This is a genomic window from Methanobacterium spitsbergense (assembly GCF_019931065.1).
In the GTDB taxonomy this organism is placed as follows: domain Archaea; phylum Methanobacteriota; class Methanobacteria; order Methanobacteriales; family Methanobacteriaceae; genus Methanobacterium_B; species Methanobacterium_B spitsbergense.
The window spans coordinates 85,489-105,074 of sequence record NZ_JAIOUQ010000001.1 but is presented as its reverse complement, the minus strand read 5'-3'; the positions used below and the strand labels follow the sequence as shown (position 1 = coordinate 105,074).

Here is a 19,586-nt window from a genome sequence, read left to right as displayed (position 1 = left end):
CGTAAACATTCATATTTTTTTGATTTTCTATTGCCATTGATATCTATATTTTTTAATATGACTAGTAATTCATTCTAATGAAAATAATAAATGTTAATGAATCCAATATCTTAAATTTATTCTTTAAACGGTTTTTAAGGTTCTAAAGGAGTTATTCAAAAAATGCATCATAAAAATAACTAAATTTATTAAACTATTAGATTCATAAATTAGATTAGTACTAATTGGGGATGATAAATTGGGTTACGACGATTCTAATCATCAGATGAAACATATGGATCATGAAAGTCCTGAAAAAAAGGGTGAATGTGTTGTATGTGGAGGAAAACTTACTGAACAACATAGAATGGAAGGAGGACACGTCCATTCAAGTATGATTGATGATTTAAAAAAGAGATTTTATATTTCATTACTCATAACTATACCAATTATTATATTATCACCAACAATTCAAGGATTAGTTGGTATAGGTAATTCAATCAGATTTACAGGAGATTTATACCTTCTTTTCGCCTTATCATCGATAGTTTATTTTTATGGTGGTTATCCATTTTTTAAAGGATTTTTAAATGAAATTAAATTGAGAACACCTGGAATGGATATGCTAATTTCTGTTGCCATTACAAGTGCTTATCTTTACAGCAGTGCAGTTGTTTTCGGTCTTAATGGTGAAGTTTTTTTCTGGGAACTTGCTACTTTAATTGATATTATGCTTATAGGGCACTGGCTGGAGATGAGATCTGTGATGGGCGCTTCCCGAGCACTTGAAGAACTTGTAAAACTCATCCCATCAAGTGCACATAAAATAATGGCTGACGGAAGCACAATGGATGTACCTTCAGATGAACTGAATGTGGGAGACAATGTAATCATTAAACCAGGAGAAAAGGTCCCGATAGATGGGGAAATTATTAAAGGGAGTACTTCCATTGATGAATCAATGCTTACTGGTGAATCAGAACCGTTATTTAAGGAAAATGGGGCAGTAGTCATTGGTGGATCCATTAATGGGGATGGATCCATTACAGTGGAAATAAAAAAAACAGGGAAGGATTCATTCCTTTCACAAGTTATAAACCTTGTTGAGGAAGCACAAGCAACTAAATCAAAGACACAGAACTTGGCAGACCGTTTTGCAACATGGCTTACGATAATAGCATTATCTGGTGGATTTATAACACTGTTAGTATGGTTGGGAATTACAAGTTATGGATTTGAATTTGCTCTAGAGAGAGCTGTAACTGTAATGGTTATTACATGTCCACATGCACTCGGACTTGCAGTACCCCTAGTTGTTGCGGTCTCAACATCTTTATCAGCACGAAATGGACTATTAATAAGAAATCGTACCTCTTTTGAAAGATCAAGGGATATTAATGCCATAATATTTGACAAAACAGGAACACTTACAGAAGGAAAGTTCGGTGTAACTGATATTGTTCCTTTAAGTCGTGAATACCATGAAAATGATGTTTTAAAATATGCTGCTTCACTCGAATCATATTCTGAGCACCCTATTGCCAAAGGAGTTGTAAACTCTGCAAAAGAGACTTTTGACGTTGAAGACTTTAAATCAATCCCTGGAAAAGGTATTCAAGGTAAAATTAATACAAAAAATGTTGAGGTAGTAAGTCCAGGATATTTAAAGGAACTTAACATTGATATTCCTAATGAAAAGATAGATAAACTCTTATCTGAGGGAAAAACAATTGTTTTCGTAATTATTGACAGAGAACTTAAAGGTGCGCTTGCACTTGCAGATATTATAAGGGAAGAGTCCAAAGAAGCGATAAAAGAATTCAAAGATATGGGAATCCAGTGCATGATGATTACAGGGGACAGAAAAGAGGTTGCAGAATGGGTATCAAAAGAAATCGGGCTTGATAAATATTATGCAGAAGTTTTACCACAGGAAAAAGCAGAAAAGGTTAGAGAAATTCAAGCTGAAGGTTTAGTTGTTGCCATGACTGGAGATGGTATCAATGATGCCCCTGCACTTGCACAAGCTGATGTAGGTATTGCAATTGGTGCAGGTACAGATGTAGCTATTGAAGTAGCAGATATTGTCCTGGTTAGAAGCAATCCTCTTGATGCGGTATACATAATAAAACTTGCAAAATCCACCTACAATAAAATGTTCCAAAATCTAGCTTGGGGTGCAGGATATAACATTTTTGCTATTCCTATTGCAGCAGGAGTTCTTTATAGTTTTGGAATTCTTATAACACCTGCAGCAGGAGTTATATTAATGTCAATGAGTACCATTATTGTTGCTTTTAACTCAAGAACCCTTAAAATTGATAAAATTGTTAAACATAGGATATAGGGAGATAATCATATGGGGTTGATTGAATATCACTGGATTAACTCATTACCCAATTTTTAGTACAGATATAACTAAAATGATTAAGGAGGTTGACTTAATGGATAGAAACACAATGATAATGATATTAGTGTTGATCATTGCAGTAGTCATATTAGTTATATTAAGTTGGTTATGGATGTACACTCCTTATATGGGCGGATTCCATGGTAACTATGGTAATTATATGGGATCTGGAATGATGCAAGGGTATTAATCAATTATATTATTTGAATTATTATTCTTACTAACATTTAGATGGGGATCATCAGAAAACGATTAATAATTAAGAATAAACAAAAAAAACAATTTAAAAAATATTTTTATCCTCCAAATAACATACTAAAAATTATAGGGATAGATTAGAAAAATTTTATCCAAAAAATACATATACTAATAAGAGGAAAGTTACTTCCGGTGATGTAATGATTGAAATTGTGATTTTGATAGTAGCATTAATAATAGCCTTAATCATAGTTATAAAGTCAGCAGATATTTTTGTTGACAATTTAGTAGATATTGGGGGGGCTTTGGGAATATCTCAGATAATATTGGGAGTTACAGCTGCAGCCATTGGAACTTCACTCCCCGAGTTTGGATCAGCCATGATAGCATCGCTTTCAGGTAGCGTTGAAATAGGAGTTGGTACCGTTATAGGTTCCAACATATGGAACATTGCAGGTATACTAGGTATTTCAGCAATTGCTGCAGGAATTATACGAACAGATTCACGTGGAATTAATCGTGATGGTCTTATGACACTTGCAACAGGTGTAATACTCATATTTTTCATGTTATTTGGAGACATTAATTGGATTGCATCTGTAGTGATGATAACTCTATATATATTCTACCTATGGCGTTTAATAAAGAGTCAAAAAGAATATAAAGAAGAGAAAATTAAAGACGAATTAGCTTATGAGACTCCTGAAAAAAAGCCTATTGATAAAAGAAAGATTGTTTTTGTAATTATAGGTTTGGCCGGTTTGATTATAGGCTGCAGAATTCTTGTGTACAGTGGTGTTGAGCTTGCAAGGATCGCAGGAATACCTGAGATGATTATGGGATTATTTACCCTTGCAATTGGAACTAGCATACCTGAATTGGTTGTTACTCTTTCCTCTGCAATGAAAGGTTTACACGAACTATCAATAGGAACGGTACTTGGAAGTAACACTTTCAACATACTAATAGGTATTGGAATACCTGCACTGTTCATTGACATACCCGTTGAAAAACTTTCACTAACCTTCGACGCTCCTGTGATGATCTTTGTAACGGTTTTACTATTGCTCCTAGTAAAAAGAAACGGTAAACTCACTAGAAATGGAGGAATAATATTACTGGCTACCTACATTTCATATGCTGTAATTAGATTAACTGTATTGGTGTGATAAAAAAATGTATAAAAAAATATTAGTTGCAACCATGGGCGAATATATGGATGAAATAATGGAACATACTTTGGACATCATAGGGGAAAAGAGAACAGAAGTAATAGGAATATATGTGGTCGAAACTTCTGTACCATTTTTAACTCCTAAAAAAGTAAAAGAAATGATGACCGAAGAATTAACGGAGCGTGGTCAGGAAATACTTGACAGCATGGAACAGAAATTCCACTCACCTAGCAGTTACATGATAAACTTTCGTAAACTGCTTTTAGAAGGAGATCCCGCTGATGAAATAGTAAAAACCTCCGAGAAAGAGGAAATTGATCTAATAGTACTTGGAACAGGAAAGAATAGAATAGATAAACGCCTACTGGGAAGTGTATCTGAAAAAGTTATTCACTCTGCCCCATGCACGGTTTTACTAGTACGAACCGGTACAAAAACGGAATAACAAAAATTTAATAAGATATTTATGAAGATTATTTATTTGAATGGTGTATTATATGTATAAAAAAATACTTTTACCTACAGATGGATCAGAATATGCCCATAAAGCTGCTAAACATGCTATATGGGCTGCTAATTTATGTAATGCAGATATTTTTGTTTTAAATGTTGTGGAATCCTCTAAACTTCCAGAAATAATTGCAGTAGATGTTGAACATAAACTAATAAATATGTTAATAGAAGAAGGCAATACTGCCTTGGATAATATATCAAGACTTTTAGAGAAATCTCCTGAAATTAATGTTTCATTCATAATTAAAGAAGGTTCTCCTGCAAATGTAATACTCCAAACAGTAGAGGACAATGATATTGATTTGGTTGTCATGGGAAATTCTGGAAAACATGGCTTTAACCGACTTTTGATGGGAAGTGTAGCTGAAAAAGTAGTACAAAATGCAAAATGTGCTGTGACAATCATTTCTTAACATGATTATCCTGTGAGAGCTTCAAGTCATTTTACAGGTTGTTGTTGATTTAATTTTTAATTATGGAGTTGTCAAGTTTTGTTTGTGAATATTGTAGAAATAATTTAAACAGTATTTCCAAATACTAATTAATTTGAACATATTATTCATCATAGCAGTAATATCATAAATAACATGTTTTTATATTATATCTGATTTTTAGATGCTGTCTGCATCTGACTATTAATTTCCTATCAAAAAATATCCATCATCAATTAAATATCCAATGTTTATTGTTTAAGATTACTTTGGTGATATTTATTTCTTTTATTATTTGTAATGGAATTTATTCAATCATATCTTCGCTATGCTGTGGTAAGAACCATTTTTGTGCTACAAACGTTGGGATTATCGCACTAGAAACCACCACTCCTATTAAAACAGAATATTGTACTTGGTTTATATAGCCTGCGTTGAGACCAAATAGGCTAGTAATGGTTCCAAATGTTAAACCAGTACTCATTAGAAGAGTGAAATACATGTTTCCATTAGATATGTATTTATTAGTAAGGAAGTAAACTCCTATGAATTTGGAGAAAATTTTGATTCCAAGTAAAATTATAAATAATCCTAGGGATGTTAATATTAATTCAAAAGAAATCCTCAGACCACCCACTATAAAAAAAATAGGAGTTATAACGGCATATGATACGGTTCTCATTCTTATCATTAAATTTTTCACTTTTGCTAATTGTTTAGACATTAAAAGACCTAATATGAATGCAGGTAGAACAGCCTCGCCATTTCCAAGGGCAGCAAAGTACATAAATATTACCAGAAGTAAAAAGACATATTTTATTTCAGGCTCAATAACTTTGTTTTTCAGTTTGTCATGGTTAAAAATATGTTCAGAATACTTAGCTGCCAAAACTATGACTATTATGGAAATTATTAAAAACAAAATGGTATATAAATCAGGTTTTATGAAAATTATGCTCAACATTATAATAGTTGTCATATTAGTAACAAATGTTGCTGCTAAAAGTGTTTTAGCCAAATTAACATCAGGAAGATCCGATTCAATCAGAACTGAATAAATAACAGCAAATGAAGTAGATGAAAGTGCAATTCCTGCAATTAAAGAAGATTGCATAGTCCAGCCAGCTATAAAATATGTGAAAAGAAATGCCCCTATAAATGGTGCTAAAAACGAAAAGAATCCTATTAAAAAACTTTCCTTGTACTTCTCTCTCATTAGATTGACATCGATCTCTGTACCGGCCATAAATGTTGAAAGTATACCACCAAATGTTGCTATGAGAGTCATCCAATCAGTTGCATGAAGAAAACCAAAATTTCCAAAAATTGCCCCAATAACTAATTCTATTATTGATACAGCCAATCCCAATCTTAGGGAAATTAAACTCGACAACAAAATAACTATTACCAATACTAATATATTTGCATACGTTACTAAATCAACTGCCATATTATCTCCTACTCCTAAAAAATCTAAGTAGGAGTCATCAGCTTAAAAAAAAGCGGTTAATGGTGAACTCCATCACCTTTCAAAAAAAATTTATTATATTAATTTTATATAACAATTTTATATAAATATTATTATTTTTAATTTAGCAATCTACTCGCATATAATTTAATCTTAGAAATAGATCTGATGATATAAATAAATAATTGTTAGAGATATTTATACTAAGGTGGTGAATAAATCATTTTGAACGTAAAATCGCTACTAATAACAATTAGATTGTTCTAAATATTAATTGATGAAAGCATTTATAAGTAATGATAATATTGTTCGGAAAAGACGCTGTTATTTTTTAGTTATTTGTAAATGGAAAATAGGATATGAATTATGATCTAATTATTTATATTCAATGAGGAATTAGTTAATGATGGGATTATATCAATATTATTGTTATTTAAATCATTCAAAATCAGGATTAATTCATCAACTTATTTTTTACAATTAAAATTGAAAGAAATCTATGATGATTTATTTGGTCTTATTTTGGTTTCTAGTACTTCAAGCCATATTTTCCAAATTTTTAAGTAATATTGCATATCTATTACATTATCCCTATAAATACGTCGATAAATTGTTGCATTAGTTTATATCAATATTGCCGAAACAAATGAAAACATATTTAATTAAACCAAATACATAATTATGGTAATGAAGAATGATCTTTTTAATCAAACATTGATGAGGAAATATTCAAAGAATTTTAAATTCAACCCCTCAAATCAAGATCTTATTTTAAAGCATATTAAGAAATTGGAAGAGGGCCAATTTGAATCAGAAATAATAATTAAATCTATTTTTATGAAGTATGGTTGAAAGGTATCTTAGCTATGATCTCGATTAAAACATCTTAATTGATGAGACGAAGATGATGGGCAGTATTAAATAGGTGTGCTAACATGACTTATCGTCTGATAATATTGATCCTTCCTGAGGGTAAAGTTGAAAAGGTAAAGAATCTACTCTATAGGTATGATGTAATTGAATCCTGGACTGTAGAAACAGAAGAAAAAACTATTACTAATATAATTATAAGAAGAGAAAAAACAGAATCACTTTTAAATACCTTGCAAAAAGAATTTTCAAATCTAGAAAATTTTAGCATAAGTTTGCTTCCAGTAGAGGCATCTATCCCGATCCCAGAACCTATTAAGAATACACTTACTAAATCAAAACCAGAAGATACAGAAACATTAATTGAAGACTTTACAGATCGTATAGGTCCTCAAGAACTTGTTAACAGGTTAAGCAGACATGAACTATATGCAGATATATCTGATATTGCACAATTATCGAAAGTTTTTATTTTAATGGTTATTCTATCTTCTATTGTAGGTGCAATTGGTGTTTTAAATAATAATGTTGCAGTAATAATTGGGGCAATGGTTATAGCTCCTCTTTTAGGGCCAAATACTGCTTTATCATTGGCTACTGTACTTGGGGATGTTGATTTAGCTAAAAGTGCCATTAAAACTAATTTTTTTGGTATTTTCACAGCTTTAATCTTATCCACAATTCTAGGATCCATACTAACTGTTAATCCCACAATTCCTGAAATCTTGTTAAGGACACAAGCAGGTCTTGGAAGTGTCACATTAGCATTAGCATCAGGTATTGCGGGTGCACTTTCATTTACAGTTGGTTTTAGAAGTACATTAATAGGAGTAATGGTTGCAGTAGCCCTACTACCTCCATTGATTACTTCTGGACTACTTTTAGGCTCAGGACATCTTTCACTGGCATTAGGGGCATTTCTACTATTTTTAATTAACCTTGTCTGTGTTAATTTATCAGGTGTTATCACATTCATGATACAAAATATTCGTCCTATTAAAGAAGATAGAATAGAATTAGCCAAAAAATGGACTTACACTGCTATCTTGATATGGTCAATACTACTTTCCATATTCATAATTTCAATACTGTTTTATCGGGCTAGTATAGATTTAATTTTACTAGGATAGTAAATAATGTTATTATGTATTTAAAAAAACAAGATGATAGGATGATATTCAGATTAATTGAATTTGTGTTACCGAAATCTAATAGGGAAGATGTAGAAAAACTATTAGAAGAATACAATGTTATGGATTATTCCATATCAACATATTCAGAAACAAATTTATAATTTCATATAATTGTTGGAAGGGATTTAACAGAAGAATTGCTTGGAATTTTCCAGAAAACATTTTCAAATTTAGATGGATTCAGGATAATAATCATCCCCATCGAGGACATGCCTACCTATAGAAGAAATTAATCGTGGAATAGATGATTTAGAACCAAAGGTTAACATGAAAGAATCAGCAGGGAAGAAATAATAGCAGAAGTATCTGAAATGAGCGAACTAACAAATGTTTACATGATATTAGTAGCTGCATCTGCTCTTGTAGCATCAATAGGACTTATAAATGATGATGTGGCTGTAATCATTGGTACCATGATTATAGAACCTTTAATAGGTCCAAATATTGGTTTATCCTTGGCAAATGTAGTTGGTGATAATAAATTGAGATACAAGGCTATTAAAACAAATATTATAGGGATATTAATAGTATTTGTAATATCTTTTATTATGGGAATGCTGTGGGTTGTAAATCCTCAAAATTCTTCAATAGTTTTAAGAACAAATGTTGCTGCAGGTAGTATTTTACTAGCATTAGCATCAGGACTGGCGGGATTACTGGCCATAACAACAGAATTAAGTTCTTCCTTTGTCGGGGTTATGATAAGCTGTGGCATTATTGCCACCACTAGCTACATTTGGACTCCATACAGGTTCAGAAAATTATATATTAGCATTAAGTGCATTGATCTTATTTTTAGTAAATTTGGTTAGCATAAATTTAGTTGCAACCATTTCATTCATAGCTCAAAAAATTAGACCATTAAAAGAAAAAGAATCTATAAATGCAAGAAGAGTTGCTATACGATCAATAATTGTGTGGATTTCAATTTTAATTGTTCTATTTGCTCTGATTAGACTTCAGTAGGAATCAATGTACTTTAGATGATGTTGAGTGCATTGGTTTCATTGTAAAATTACAAAGCAGTTATAATTAAAGACATAAACCTACAAAATATAGTTTCTTTGATTCATAGTTGTTCAAGTACTAAGATCCCGTTTCAATTTTGAATTTTTTTTACATAATAATGGATATTCATGTAAGTTCTAGAATACATCTGTTTCTGATGGGATTCTTTAATTATGAAGGATTCATTTTGAACATAAAACGTTACTAATAACAATTAGAATATTCTAAACACTAATGATGGGTAAGACTACTAAAGCTTTAAATGGAAAACCTATTGGGTTATGGTCAGCAATTGCCATTGGAATAGGGGGTATGATTGGAGCGGGTATCTTCTCTATTTTAGGTATTGCTACTGAAATTGCTGGTAATTTAGTATATATTTCATTCATTATTGCGGGTGTTATTGCGTTATTATGTGCTTATTCTTATGCTAAATTAAGTTCTAAATATCCATCTGCAGGTGGGCCAGTTATATTTTTAATTAGAGGATTTGGTGATGGGGTTTTAAGTGGAGGATTTAATATCCTTTTATATTTAGGTTATATTATTGTAATAAGTGTTTATGCTAAAGCTTTTGGAGTTTACGCAGCGACTCTTTTCTCTTCGACTCCATCACCGATTATTGCCACAATCTTAGCCATTAGTATTGTACTATTTTTCACAATTATTAACCTCTTAGGAGCAAAAGCCGTTGGAAAATCAGAAACTTTAATTGTAGCTATCAAAGTGGGAATATTAATCAGTTTTGCAGTGATAGGATTTTTCTTTATTAAAATATCTTATTTATCATTTCCAACAAACATATCTACTGGTAACGTGTTAACAGGTGCAGCATTACTTTTCATGGGATACGAAGGGTTTGGTTTAATATCCTGTACTGCAGGGGATATTGAAAATCCAAAAAAGAATATACCTAGAGCTTTATATTTAACTGTTATATTTGTAATTTTGATATATGTAGCAGTTTCTATTGCAGTAGTGGGCAACTTATCCTTCGCTGAAATTAAATTAACTGCAGATTATGCATTGGCAGTTGCAGCAGAACCCTTTGCAGGGGCAATTGGATTTACAATTATAGTTATAGCTGCACTTTTTTCAACTTCTTCAGCTATAAATGCAACACTCTATGGAGGAGTTAACGTTTGTGGGTTGATGTCTGAAAAATGTGAAATACCCAAATGTTTTAATCGAAGATCTTTTTATGGCAGTAGGACTGGTTTATTCATAACAAGTTTCATTATTCTAGTTTTGATAGTTTTATTGGATTTAAGTAGCGTAGTTATGTTAGGTAGTGCAGCGTTTTTACTGATTTACATGAGTGTTAACGTAGCTCACCTTAAATTATATAAAAAAACTAATGCTAATAAGTATATCATATGGTCAGCCATTATTGGATGTTTATTTTCATTAATTGTCTTGGTTTACTATGAAATATTCAACTCACCTCTAACTTTATACATTTTTGTAGCATTAGTAATCGTATCATTCCTTTTTGAATGGCTATACCGTAAATATATCCATCTAAGGACATAAATGGATATACATTAAATTACTTATTTATTATTGAGTACTATGATTTCTAAAACTGATGATATACTTTTTAAAGATCACAAAATAAGTATCATTATTGCATGGACATTAAGGTTGTTCCTTATAATTTTTGGAATTTATGAAATTATATTTGGTTTTCCAGTTTATGGTTTTATGATCTTGGTTGCAGTTTCTTTTATTTTGCTTCCTGCTATTTTAACTCGTCAACATATATTTATTCCACTTGAGTTGGAAATTTTATTTCTAATAATAATTGTCCTTGAATATGTTGTAGCTGATTCCCTAAGTTTCTATGCAAGATTTGGTTACTATGATAAGTTCCAACACACCATGATTCCGGCAATTATCTCATTTATGGGCGTATTGCTAGTGTATATTGGTTATCGTTTTGGTAAATTTAAGGCAAGTTACTTAATGTCAGGAATAATAATTGTATTTGTTACAATTGGCATGGGTGCTGTGCTTGAGGTGATAGAATATAGTTATGACCACTTTATTGGTCCGGCTACTAATTTTTATATTACTCAAGGTGCTTTAACTCAAGGATCTTCAATATTAGATCCATTTACAGATACTATGACGGATTTAATGGTTGATATAGTAGGAGCAGTTATTGGTGCGGTTTTTGGAGTATGGATTTTAATCAGACACGAAAAAAATAATAAAAAGTCTCTTTTAGATGATGAAATTGAAATAATGAAGGATTATGGGAAAAATAACAATAAAATAGAGAAATAAATATTGATTAGCTTCGATATTTCAAACAAAGTTTAAGTTGTAGTTTCATCCTTCCTCCATATTCGTTTAATATGACAAATTTCCTTCTATTTTACTTATTTACAGACTAAACTTTAGTGTTTCAGAATCAGATTCAGTTTCAATTATTGTTGGATCATTGTAATCAGTTCTTCTTATGGATCTTCACCCTGAATATAAAAGGAGGTGATACTTTTGATATGGAAAAATATTGAATTTACAGATAATTGAAAAGTTTAACAATTAATTTTTAGCCACCATGAATCATATTTAAAATTTTTATTTTGTCTTGATTGGTGAGCACTTCACTTTCTCTTACTATTTTATTGTTTTTCATGATCATGGCTTCAAATGCCGAGATATCAAGTTCTGCTAATAATTCTTTTCCGGTAATTTTTCTGCGTTTATTTCTTTTTCTTCATCATTGCCCATTCCGTCTTCAAACTACCACCTTTGCAAATTTAAGTAACATTTGTTATATTTTAATAAATAAAAAGGGATAGGTTTACAAACCTGCCCTATCCACTATAACATCTGCAACTTCTTTGGCGGATTTAAAGGGGAAATCATCTGCAGTTAAAACTTTTCCTGCATCTCCTGCTTTTAATTCCACATCTCCAGATTTACATGTAGTTTCTGCACCATCCGGAAATGCCCCTAGAAGTGCTTCGGGTGTTTCTATTGGGAACTTGGTTCCTGCGAGTGCTCCTACTATTTGTGCATGTATTTCTTCTTTTACGCTCATTTTTTCTCCTCCATTTATATTTTATCAATCAATCAATTCAGAATGTAGAATGGGAAATGGCAAGCCCATTATTCTTCTGCATCTAACATTTCACCGTAAACTATTTCAATTTCACAGCCTTTAGGGCCACAACAGAAATGTTGTAAATCGAATTTTATCATCATATGACTTCACCTCTTTTTTATTAATAGTCAACGAACTGTTTATTCTATTTTTTTGCCAGCATCTGGACCTGGTTGTACTGAATATATTTCGTCAATCTTGAGTAAAACTGCACCTTTGGGGTTGAGTTGAGCCATAACACCTTTTGCCCACTCTACTGCATCCTCAAAATATTTACCTGATTCATGTATCTCTACATTACCTTTGAACTGATAAGGGCATTTTGTTACATCCGCCACAATAATAGCGGCTTTTGGATTCTCTTTGAGATTTTCATATGTTTTATTCATGAAATTAGCAACTAACAATACTGTTTCATTATCTAATGGTCTGGCAAGCCCTATTGGAACGACATTAGGATAATCTTCTTTGTTTGCAGTCGCTAAAAAGACTATATTACTCTTTTCAATAGAATCCATCATTTCTGTACTTAATACCAATATAATCACCTGCCTTTTTTAATTCTAAATAATAATTGGTGTGAGATGATAATATACTTGACGGTCAGTAAAATATAGTTACTACATTATAATTACTAAGATGACCTTTAAGGTTTTAATAGAAACCTTTATTATTTATTAAATCGAAATAGTATTTTATGGAGAAGGTAGAAGAAATCTACAGTGAAAAAATAGTGGACATTGACGCTAAATTAGACTCAATACATCAAGATATTAAACGTTTGATGGAAAGGTCCAATAAAGAATATCTTGAATTAATGTTATCCAATTTAAAGAAGGATTTTTTAAATTCCATCACATCTTACGTTTCAGATGATAGAGAAAATTGCTTAGAGAGCAGCATGGTAGATCCCTGCGAGATGAGGGAAACATGTAAGTCAAGATTTACAAATTTCCTAGCTAACAATGAAAATCTTTTCCTGCAAGATAATGTCCCGGAAGATGTTATTGAAGAGAAGAAATTAGAATTGAGTGAAATTCGAAAAGGAGCACCGTTTGATAAATGTGATATTTGTTTTTCTGAAGTCAATTCACTATTTAATAAACAATTAGACCTAATTAGTTCACTTCAAATCTACAGTACTAATAAAGAAAAAAGGACTGAAATTTCAACTATTCAAGAAGAGAATATAGTCAAAAGTGTACTCGAACCATTATCCAATAAACAAAGGCTTCAGATACTCAAATCTATGGCCTCAGAGACCAGAACTTTTTCGGCTCTTTCGGAATCCACAGGACTTCGTGGCGGTAATTTACTCTTCCACATACAAAAACTATTAGAAACCGATCTCATACTGCAGCGTCATGAAAGAGGAGATTATATGATAACCAAGAAAGGATTTAATCTCCTCATGATGCTTGCTAATTTCCAAAAATTACAGTACAATGAATAATGATGCTTAAATTTTACAAACCCTTTTATTGAACTAGAATATTAAGTGATAAAGTTCTTAGCAAGTATTTTATCTACAATAGATGGTGAGAAAAATTGAAATCTGGAACTGAACCTTTGAGCATCAACATGAGAACTTCTATAGTTCTTCTTGAGGTTTTTTTAGCTGCAATTATGCACTTCTCAGTACGTACTCCTATGCCAAATTAGCTACTAAATATCCATCTGCAGGAGGAACTGTAGAATTTTTAGTCAGAGGATTTGATGATGGTGTCTTGAGGGTGGATTTAATTTTTTATTGTGGATTGGTTACATCTTTGCTCTGAGTGTTTATGCAGAGGCATTTGGAAATTATGCTTCTATTTTCCTACTATGGGCCAATCAGGATTCTCTGTTACTATTTTGGCGATTCTAATTATATTGATATTTACATTCATCAATTTTTTGGGACCCAAAGTTGTGGGAAGATCAGAAATAGTAATTGTGGGAATAAAGGTAGGGATATTGTTAACTTTTGCTTTAGTAGGATTGTTCTTCATAAAACCTTCCCTATTAACAATTTCTCAGTTTCCCCATGTTACTAACATATCAACAGCATCTGCATTATTATTTTTAGGATATCAGGGCTTTGGTTTAATCACAAATACTGCGGAGGATATAGAAAACCCCTGAAAAAAACATATCTAGAGCACTGTACAGTTTCACTAGTGATGATAATATACGTAATTGTCTCTTTGGTGGTTGTGGGAAATCTTCCAATTCCTGAGGTTGCTAAAACAGCTGATTATGCCTTGGCAGTGGCAGCTGAACCCTTTGCAGGAGCAATTGGATTTACTATGATGGCCATAGCAGCTATAATTTCAACTTCATCTGCAATTAATGCCACTCTTTACGGTGGGGCTAATATAAGTTATATCATGGCAAAAAAAAGCTGAACTACCTAAAATTTTCAATAGAACCGCATGGAGGGAGGGTAAAGAAGGTTTAATTATCACAAACGCTATTGTTATCTTCTTCACAATATTCCTAAACTTGAGCAGCGTAGCTTTGATGGGCAGTGCATTATTTTCTAATAATCTATGCCGGAGTAAACATCGCACACCTCAAAGTACATAAACAAACAAACGCAAACAAATACATCATCTAGCTAGCCATAATCGGCTGCATATTTGCACTTACCGTACTAATATACTACCAAATCTATAATTCACCATTAATTCTGGAATTATTAGTAACAGTAACAACTACAGCTTTTTTAGTTGAATTTATCTATCGTAAACACAGCAGAAGAGCTTTAAAGCAAAGGAAATTAAAACTTGAAAATTAATAAGATGTAAGAAGTAATTTTTTCCTTAATCTGTGACAAATTTGTAAGTATCAAAGTTTAATGAATTTCTTTTTTTACAAAGACAAAAATAACTCCTAACATCATTCCAAGACTGGAGATATTTCCAATTATTCCTGCTACTACAGGACTCCTGAAATATGCAATTGAAAGTGTAAAAATTCCGATGGCGATTAATTCAATTCCCATAATCATACCCACCATTGCAATAATTTTATCTAAGTTATCGATAAACAAGTAATATCTCCTCTTTTTTTTTAAATTGAAAGTTTTTAATCTGATAGTTTAATGAATGAAATATAAATGTGATATCATTTATGTCTAAGTTATAAAAATAAGTTAAGAGGAGCCTGTTAGGACTCCATATTAGTATGTGTCCTTTTTATCAATCTGAGTATTTCATCCTTAATTTGGGTGCTTCTATTTTGCTGCTCCGCCTCTGTAGAAGTAGGTCTATGGGTTGTTCTGTTTGCGAAGTTTTATTCTTTTAACCATTTCCATGCGGCTTCTATATTAATTGGGTTGAAAAATTTGGCTTCTGCTGAATGATAAAATGGTTCTACAAGCTTTGTTAGCCACTTTTCCCAAGTTTTATTCCCAATGATGGCTATTTTATTTATCTTCTTGCGGTATGTACGATTAAAGTTAAAATCAGCCCCCCATGCATCGATATTTTCCCATTTGAATTGTGTCATATCGAGAAGTAGGGAGATTGATTCTTCTTTGTCTACCAATGCTTGCACTTCAGGCACTATTATTTTGAAATCTTCTTTAGTAATGTCTCCTATTAGTTTGAAGCCCAATACATTTCCTTTACTTTCACTCATTTTTGAAATCATTATTTTTTACTCCTTTTATTCTTGATTAACTGCTCATAAAGTTTCGGTATGCAGTCAGGTCAAAATAAATGGTTAATTTTGCCAGTTTATTATTTTTGACCTCCCATATTTCTGATACATCTTGGCTCATTCTTTCTCCTTTAGGATTTACATAATCATAGCCTACTATTGCGCAGGCACTTTCTCCTTCAACAATTAGTTGTTTTATTTTTATTCCCGCCACTCCCTTTAAAAAAGGTGTGAAAGATTGAACAACTGCTTCTTTTCCTTTTGCTAACAGAGTTTGAGATGCATCTGAAAATACAGCGTCTTCTAAATAGAGGTCTTTCCATTTATCATCTTTTTCATCTAGACTTTTATAATAACTTTGAACAATATCTTTTGTATTCACTAAAACTCACCCCAATTTTTGTATAAGTTTAGTATACTTTTCTGTAATGTACTTTTAAACAATTATCAGATCTTAGAGAAATTAAATTAATTCTAAAATATAGTTCTATGCTCTCATCTTCAACTAATAGAATTTTAATACATCTGCCATAGATATTTACCTATGATATAATATGTAAGGAATCCTATTTGATATTATTGAAAAAATAGAAAAATAATTTTTTAGGATTTGATAGAATGAATAAAATTACAGGTTTTCTCAGAGATTGGAATTTCCTTGTTGAAGATTTAAAAAAGGATTCATTTTCCACTGATTCCTATAACTTCATTATTTAAAAGACCGGCTATTGCTATTAGATTTGTTTCTGGAATTTTTGTAATTTTTTAGCCACATGTAAAGAATTTCCAGTCCCTAAAAATAATAAACTTCTTTACTCATAGAAAAAAATCTCCTCTTTTTGTCATTACTCGGGAATAATTATTCAAAACAATTTGCTAAATTTTACTAAATTAGCAATTTCTTAGACATCCATCTTATCGAAGTATTTATTGGAAATTCAATATTTTTAATATGGTATTGTAAAATAGAAAGTTGAACCTTCACCTAGTTCTGATTCTGCCCAGATTTGTCCACCTCGTTGGTGTACGATTTTTTGTGCTATTGCAAGCCCTATTCCAGTTCCTTCATACTGTTCCTGGGTGTGAAGTCGTTGAAAGATTGTAAATATTTTTTTCAAGTGTTCTTGGGATATTCCAATTCCATTATCATTGATGCTAAAGAGATATTGATTTTTTTCTTTAGTTGCAGATATGTGAATTTTAGGAGTTTCTTGGCTTCTATATTTAATAGCATTTCCTATGAGGTTTTGGAATAGTTGAACCTTTAGTTGTTCATCCCCATTGATTGTTGGTAATGGATCGTGGGTGATTATTGCATTATTTTCTTCAATTGGTACTTTCAGGTTTGTTAAAGCATGTTCCATGACATTTTCAAAATTTACAGGTTTAACTTCTCTTTTTTCGCTAGTAATTTTAGAATATTGTAAAAGATCATTTGTCATAGCATCCAAGCGCTTAGCACCATCAACTGCAAACCCAATAAATTCATTAGCATCTTCATCCAACTGATCTTTATATCGTCGCTCTAATAATTGTAAAAAACTAATTATCATCCTTAATGGTTCCCGTAGGTCATGAGATGTAATATATGCGAATTGCTCTAACTCCTTGTTGGAGCGTTCTAACTCATTCATAAAGATTTTCAGTTCTTCTTCACGATTAATACGATCCGTAATATCTGAGTTTATGCCAAGTACTCGTAATATATCTCCTTCATCATTGTAGATTGCTCCACCTTTGGCTGATAACCAATGGATTTGACCTGATTTGTGTAGTATGCGGAATTGTAAATCGAAAGCTTCGTGGTTTGCAATTTTTTCATCTCTTTCTGCTTCAATTTTTTCAATGTCGTCTGGGTGAGTTAACTGACGCCAATCTTGATATGTTTTTATTGTTCCTGGGATTAACCCATATAATAGCTCAAGCTCAGGGGTAAAATGTAGTTCATCTGTAATTGTGTTCCAATCCCATATGCCTACATTGCCTAGACTTTGGGCTAGACGCAACCGTTCTTCACTTTCCTTTAAAATTTCTTCAGTTTTTTTCAATTCAGTAATGTCGGTGGAAACAGAGCCTATTCCATAAGCTTGACTGTTATTGTCATAGATAGGGAATTTGTTTGCAATAAAAGTATGATGTCCATCAATCAAATCTGCTTCTTCTTCAATGGATATCGCCTTTCCTTCTTCAAGCACTTTCTGGTCATTAGCCCTATAATATTCCGCTAATTCCTTAGTGATGATATCATAATCAGTTTTACCCTTTAATTCCTTATTTTTAACTCCAAGTAATTCCTCAAATTTGTTATTGACTGTTAAAAACCGGCCTTCAATGTCCTTAACAAAAATAGGAGATGGAAAACCATTAATTATATCTTGCAACAATTTTTGACTCTGATTAAGAGATTCTTCAACTTTTTTACGTTCAGTGATATCATGTACCATTCCTAACGAACGAACAATCCTACCAGAACTATCTCGTAAATGTTCGCATTTTTCATGGACTATACGAATTTCACCTGTTGATCTTCTTACAACGCGATGTTCTATTTCATAAGTGTCTACTCCCTCATGTAAAGAGCTAGTATATGCTTCATCTACTGCTTCTCGATCATCAGGGTGTATTGCTTTTAGGAAAGCTTCGTATGTTGCATCAAATTCTTGTGGTTTCAGTCCAAAAATCCTGTAAACCTCATCAGACCAGAATAATTTATTTTTTAAAATATCAAGTTCCCAACTGCCGAGATGTGCAATTTCCTGTGATCTATCCTTTCTTTCTTCACTTTCTAGCAAGGCTTGATTGACCTTTACCAATCCCTCTCTTTGATGTTGAAGCTCTTCATTAGAAACATGTAATTCTTCAGTAACAGACTGTAATTCTTCATTTGATGCTTGAAGCTCTTCTACAAGTTGTTGTTCACTCTCTAATAGTTCCTTGGCTTGTTTTTCATTCCGTTTACATTGGGAGATATCTCGAATTGTCATGAAAGTATTTATATTGCCATTTTCATCTTTGAAAATACTTGTAGATACCTCGGCGGGGAACTTAGATCCATCTTTCTTTATAAGGGTTAGTTCACCTTTAGATCTATCTAAACGTGCCATTTCATCTAAAATCACTTGTAAATTCGGATCATTTGTATCCGCAATTCCACTTCTTCCAAGATCACAAATCTCTTGTTGAGTGTATCCATACAATTCCTCAGCAGAAGAATTAGCATAAAAAATAGTACCGTCAGGATGAGTAAGTAAAATAGCATCCAAACTAGATTCAAAAATTAATTTATAAGACTCTACGGTGGGATTAGAATTACTATTATTAGACATTTTACCTCAAATTAACTTTAAATCTTTTTTGATATTTAACTAATATAAATATTTACTAATTAAATTATTAATTCTAATTGGATTAAAAAAAATAATTGACTAATAATGGATACTTACCATATTATAAGGTGTGTTGCCTCCATATCTTCCGGCTTAGACCAGTATTAGATAAAATGAATGGAAATATACTATTTTATAATTATTTATCTGTTTGATAGTTATCAAAATAAATTCCGAAATAACTTATCGCAACAA

The 19,586-nt window shown here is 31.8% G+C and carries 21 protein-coding genes and 1 riboswitch; of the genes, 13 read left to right on the top strand and 8 right to left on the bottom strand.

The features are described 5' to 3' along the window. The first annotated feature begins 238 nt into the window (after positions 1 to 238). The 5 genes from K8N75_RS00490 (at position 239) to K8N75_RS00470 (ending at position 4,688) form a co-directional block, all read left to right on the top strand. Positions 239 to 2,326: a heavy metal translocating P-type ATPase gene (locus tag K8N75_RS00490; RefSeq protein WP_223790211.1), complete on the top strand. Its 2,088-nt coding sequence runs from the start codon at positions 239 to 241 to the stop codon at positions 2,324 to 2,326. Positions 2,327 to 2,423: 97 nt separating this feature from the next. After that, the gene (locus K8N75_RS00485) at positions 2,424 to 2,579 is read left to right on the top strand and encodes a hypothetical protein (protein WP_223790210.1); all 156 of its coding nucleotides are present in this window, start codon (positions 2,424 to 2,426) and stop codon (positions 2,577 to 2,579) included. Positions 2,580 to 2,787: 208 nt separating this feature from the next. Further along, a complete protein-coding gene (locus K8N75_RS00480; RefSeq protein ID WP_223790209.1) occupies positions 2,788 to 3,756 on the top strand; it encodes a calcium/sodium antiporter in 969 nt (322 codons plus the stop codon). A 7-nt stretch (positions 3,757 to 3,763) separates the two neighbouring features. Continuing rightward, positions 3,764 to 4,207: a universal stress protein gene (locus K8N75_RS00475; RefSeq protein WP_223790208.1), complete on the top strand. Its 444-nt coding sequence runs from the start codon at positions 3,764 to 3,766 to the stop codon at positions 4,205 to 4,207. Positions 4,208 to 4,259: 52 nt separating this feature from the next. Next, complete coding sequence (locus K8N75_RS00470) at positions 4,260 to 4,688, top strand: universal stress protein (protein ID WP_223790207.1); 429 nt, start codon at positions 4,260 to 4,262, stop codon at positions 4,686 to 4,688. Between the two features lie 325 nt (positions 4,689 to 5,013). Here the strand turns inward: K8N75_RS00470 and K8N75_RS00465 are convergent, their stop codons facing one another. Next, positions 5,014 to 6,156: a cation:proton antiporter gene (locus K8N75_RS00465; RefSeq protein ID WP_223790206.1), complete on the bottom strand. Its 1,143-nt coding sequence runs from the start codon at positions 6,154 to 6,156 to the stop codon at positions 5,014 to 5,016. Between the two features lie 21 nt (positions 6,157 to 6,177). Beyond that, a riboswitch (Fluoride riboswitch) is annotated at positions 6,178 to 6,242 on the bottom strand. An 867-nt stretch (positions 6,243 to 7,109) separates the two neighbouring features. Here K8N75_RS00465 and K8N75_RS00460 point away from each other — a divergent pair. The 5 genes from K8N75_RS00460 to K8N75_RS00445 all read left to right on the top strand — a co-directional run bounded on the left by K8N75_RS00460 (position 7,110) and on the right by K8N75_RS00445 (position 11,534). After that, positions 7,110 to 8,174, top strand: a complete 1,065-nt coding sequence (locus K8N75_RS00460) for a TIGR00341 family protein (RefSeq protein WP_223790205.1) — start codon at positions 7,110 to 7,112, stop codon at positions 8,172 to 8,174. A gap of 338 nt (positions 8,175 to 8,512) precedes the next feature. Beyond that, a complete protein-coding gene (locus K8N75_RS00455) occupies positions 8,513 to 9,049 on the top strand; it encodes a TIGR00341 family protein (protein WP_338038013.1) in 537 nt (178 codons plus the stop codon). Next, complete coding sequence (locus K8N75_RS14270; protein WP_420830706.1) at positions 8,946 to 9,203, top strand: DUF389 domain-containing protein; 258 nt, start codon at positions 8,946 to 8,948, stop codon at positions 9,201 to 9,203. Before K8N75_RS00455 ends, K8N75_RS14270 begins: the two co-directional genes overlap by 104 nt. Positions 9,204 to 9,482: 279 nt before the next feature. Further along, the gene (locus tag K8N75_RS00450) at positions 9,483 to 10,778 is read left to right on the top strand and encodes an APC family permease (protein WP_223790204.1); all 1,296 of its coding nucleotides are present in this window, start codon (positions 9,483 to 9,485) and stop codon (positions 10,776 to 10,778) included. A 39-nt stretch (positions 10,779 to 10,817) separates the two neighbouring features. Continuing rightward, entirely contained in the window at positions 10,818 to 11,534 is a 717-nt protein-coding gene (locus K8N75_RS00445; RefSeq protein ID WP_223790203.1) for a DUF2238 domain-containing protein, read from the top strand. A gap of 268 nt (positions 11,535 to 11,802) precedes the next feature. On the opposite strand, the gene K8N75_RS14265 is transcribed toward K8N75_RS00445, so the two are convergent. The 3 genes from K8N75_RS14265 to K8N75_RS00435 form a co-directional block, all read right to left on the bottom strand. Beyond that, positions 11,803 to 11,946 (bottom strand): MoaD/ThiS family protein, encoded by a 144-nt coding sequence (locus tag K8N75_RS14265; protein ID WP_420830707.1) that lies wholly within the window; start codon positions 11,944 to 11,946, stop codon positions 11,803 to 11,805. Between the two features lie 111 nt (positions 11,947 to 12,057). Next, on the bottom strand, positions 12,058 to 12,297 hold the full coding sequence (locus K8N75_RS00440; RefSeq protein ID WP_223790202.1) for an MTH865 family protein: 240 nt from the start codon (positions 12,295 to 12,297) through the stop codon (positions 12,058 to 12,060). A gap of 203 nt (positions 12,298 to 12,500) precedes the next feature. Beyond that, complete coding sequence (locus K8N75_RS00435) at positions 12,501 to 12,899, bottom strand: pyridoxamine 5'-phosphate oxidase family protein (RefSeq protein WP_223790201.1); 399 nt, start codon at positions 12,897 to 12,899, stop codon at positions 12,501 to 12,503. Between the two features lie 158 nt (positions 12,900 to 13,057). On the opposite strand from K8N75_RS00435, the gene K8N75_RS00430 reads away from it, so the two are divergent. The 3 genes from K8N75_RS00430 to K8N75_RS00420 all read left to right on the top strand — a co-directional run bounded on the left by K8N75_RS00430 (position 13,058) and on the right by K8N75_RS00420 (position 14,747). After that, positions 13,058 to 13,813 (top strand): winged helix-turn-helix domain-containing protein, encoded by a 756-nt coding sequence (locus K8N75_RS00430; protein ID WP_223790200.1) that lies wholly within the window; start codon positions 13,058 to 13,060, stop codon positions 13,811 to 13,813. A 299-nt stretch (positions 13,814 to 14,112) separates the two neighbouring features. After that, complete coding sequence (locus K8N75_RS00425; protein WP_338038010.1) at positions 14,113 to 14,484, top strand: amino acid permease; 372 nt, start codon at positions 14,113 to 14,115, stop codon at positions 14,482 to 14,484. A gap of 38 nt (positions 14,485 to 14,522) precedes the next feature. Further along, positions 14,523 to 14,747, top strand: coding sequence for a hypothetical protein (locus K8N75_RS00420; protein ID WP_223790199.1), 225 nt, complete (start codon positions 14,523 to 14,525; stop codon positions 14,745 to 14,747). A 449-nt stretch (positions 14,748 to 15,196) separates the two neighbouring features. Here the strand turns inward: K8N75_RS00420 and K8N75_RS00415 are convergent, their stop codons facing one another. The 4 genes from K8N75_RS00415 to K8N75_RS00400 form a co-directional block, all read right to left on the bottom strand. After that, complete coding sequence (locus tag K8N75_RS00415; RefSeq protein ID WP_223790198.1) at positions 15,197 to 15,394, bottom strand: hypothetical protein; 198 nt, start codon at positions 15,392 to 15,394, stop codon at positions 15,197 to 15,199. Between the two features lie 242 nt (positions 15,395 to 15,636). Continuing rightward, complete coding sequence (locus K8N75_RS00410) at positions 15,637 to 15,984, bottom strand: SpoIIAA family protein (protein ID WP_223790197.1); 348 nt, start codon at positions 15,982 to 15,984, stop codon at positions 15,637 to 15,639. Between the two features lie 37 nt (positions 15,985 to 16,021). Then, the gene (locus K8N75_RS00405) at positions 16,022 to 16,387 is read right to left on the bottom strand and encodes a nuclear transport factor 2 family protein (protein ID WP_223790196.1); all 366 of its coding nucleotides are present in this window, start codon (positions 16,385 to 16,387) and stop codon (positions 16,022 to 16,024) included. 565 nt (positions 16,388 to 16,952) lie between these two features. Then, the gene (locus K8N75_RS00400; protein ID WP_223790195.1) at positions 16,953 to 19,331 is read right to left on the bottom strand and encodes a PAS domain-containing sensor histidine kinase; all 2,379 of its coding nucleotides are present in this window, start codon (positions 19,329 to 19,331) and stop codon (positions 16,953 to 16,955) included. Positions 19,332 to 19,586 lie beyond the last annotated feature (255 nt).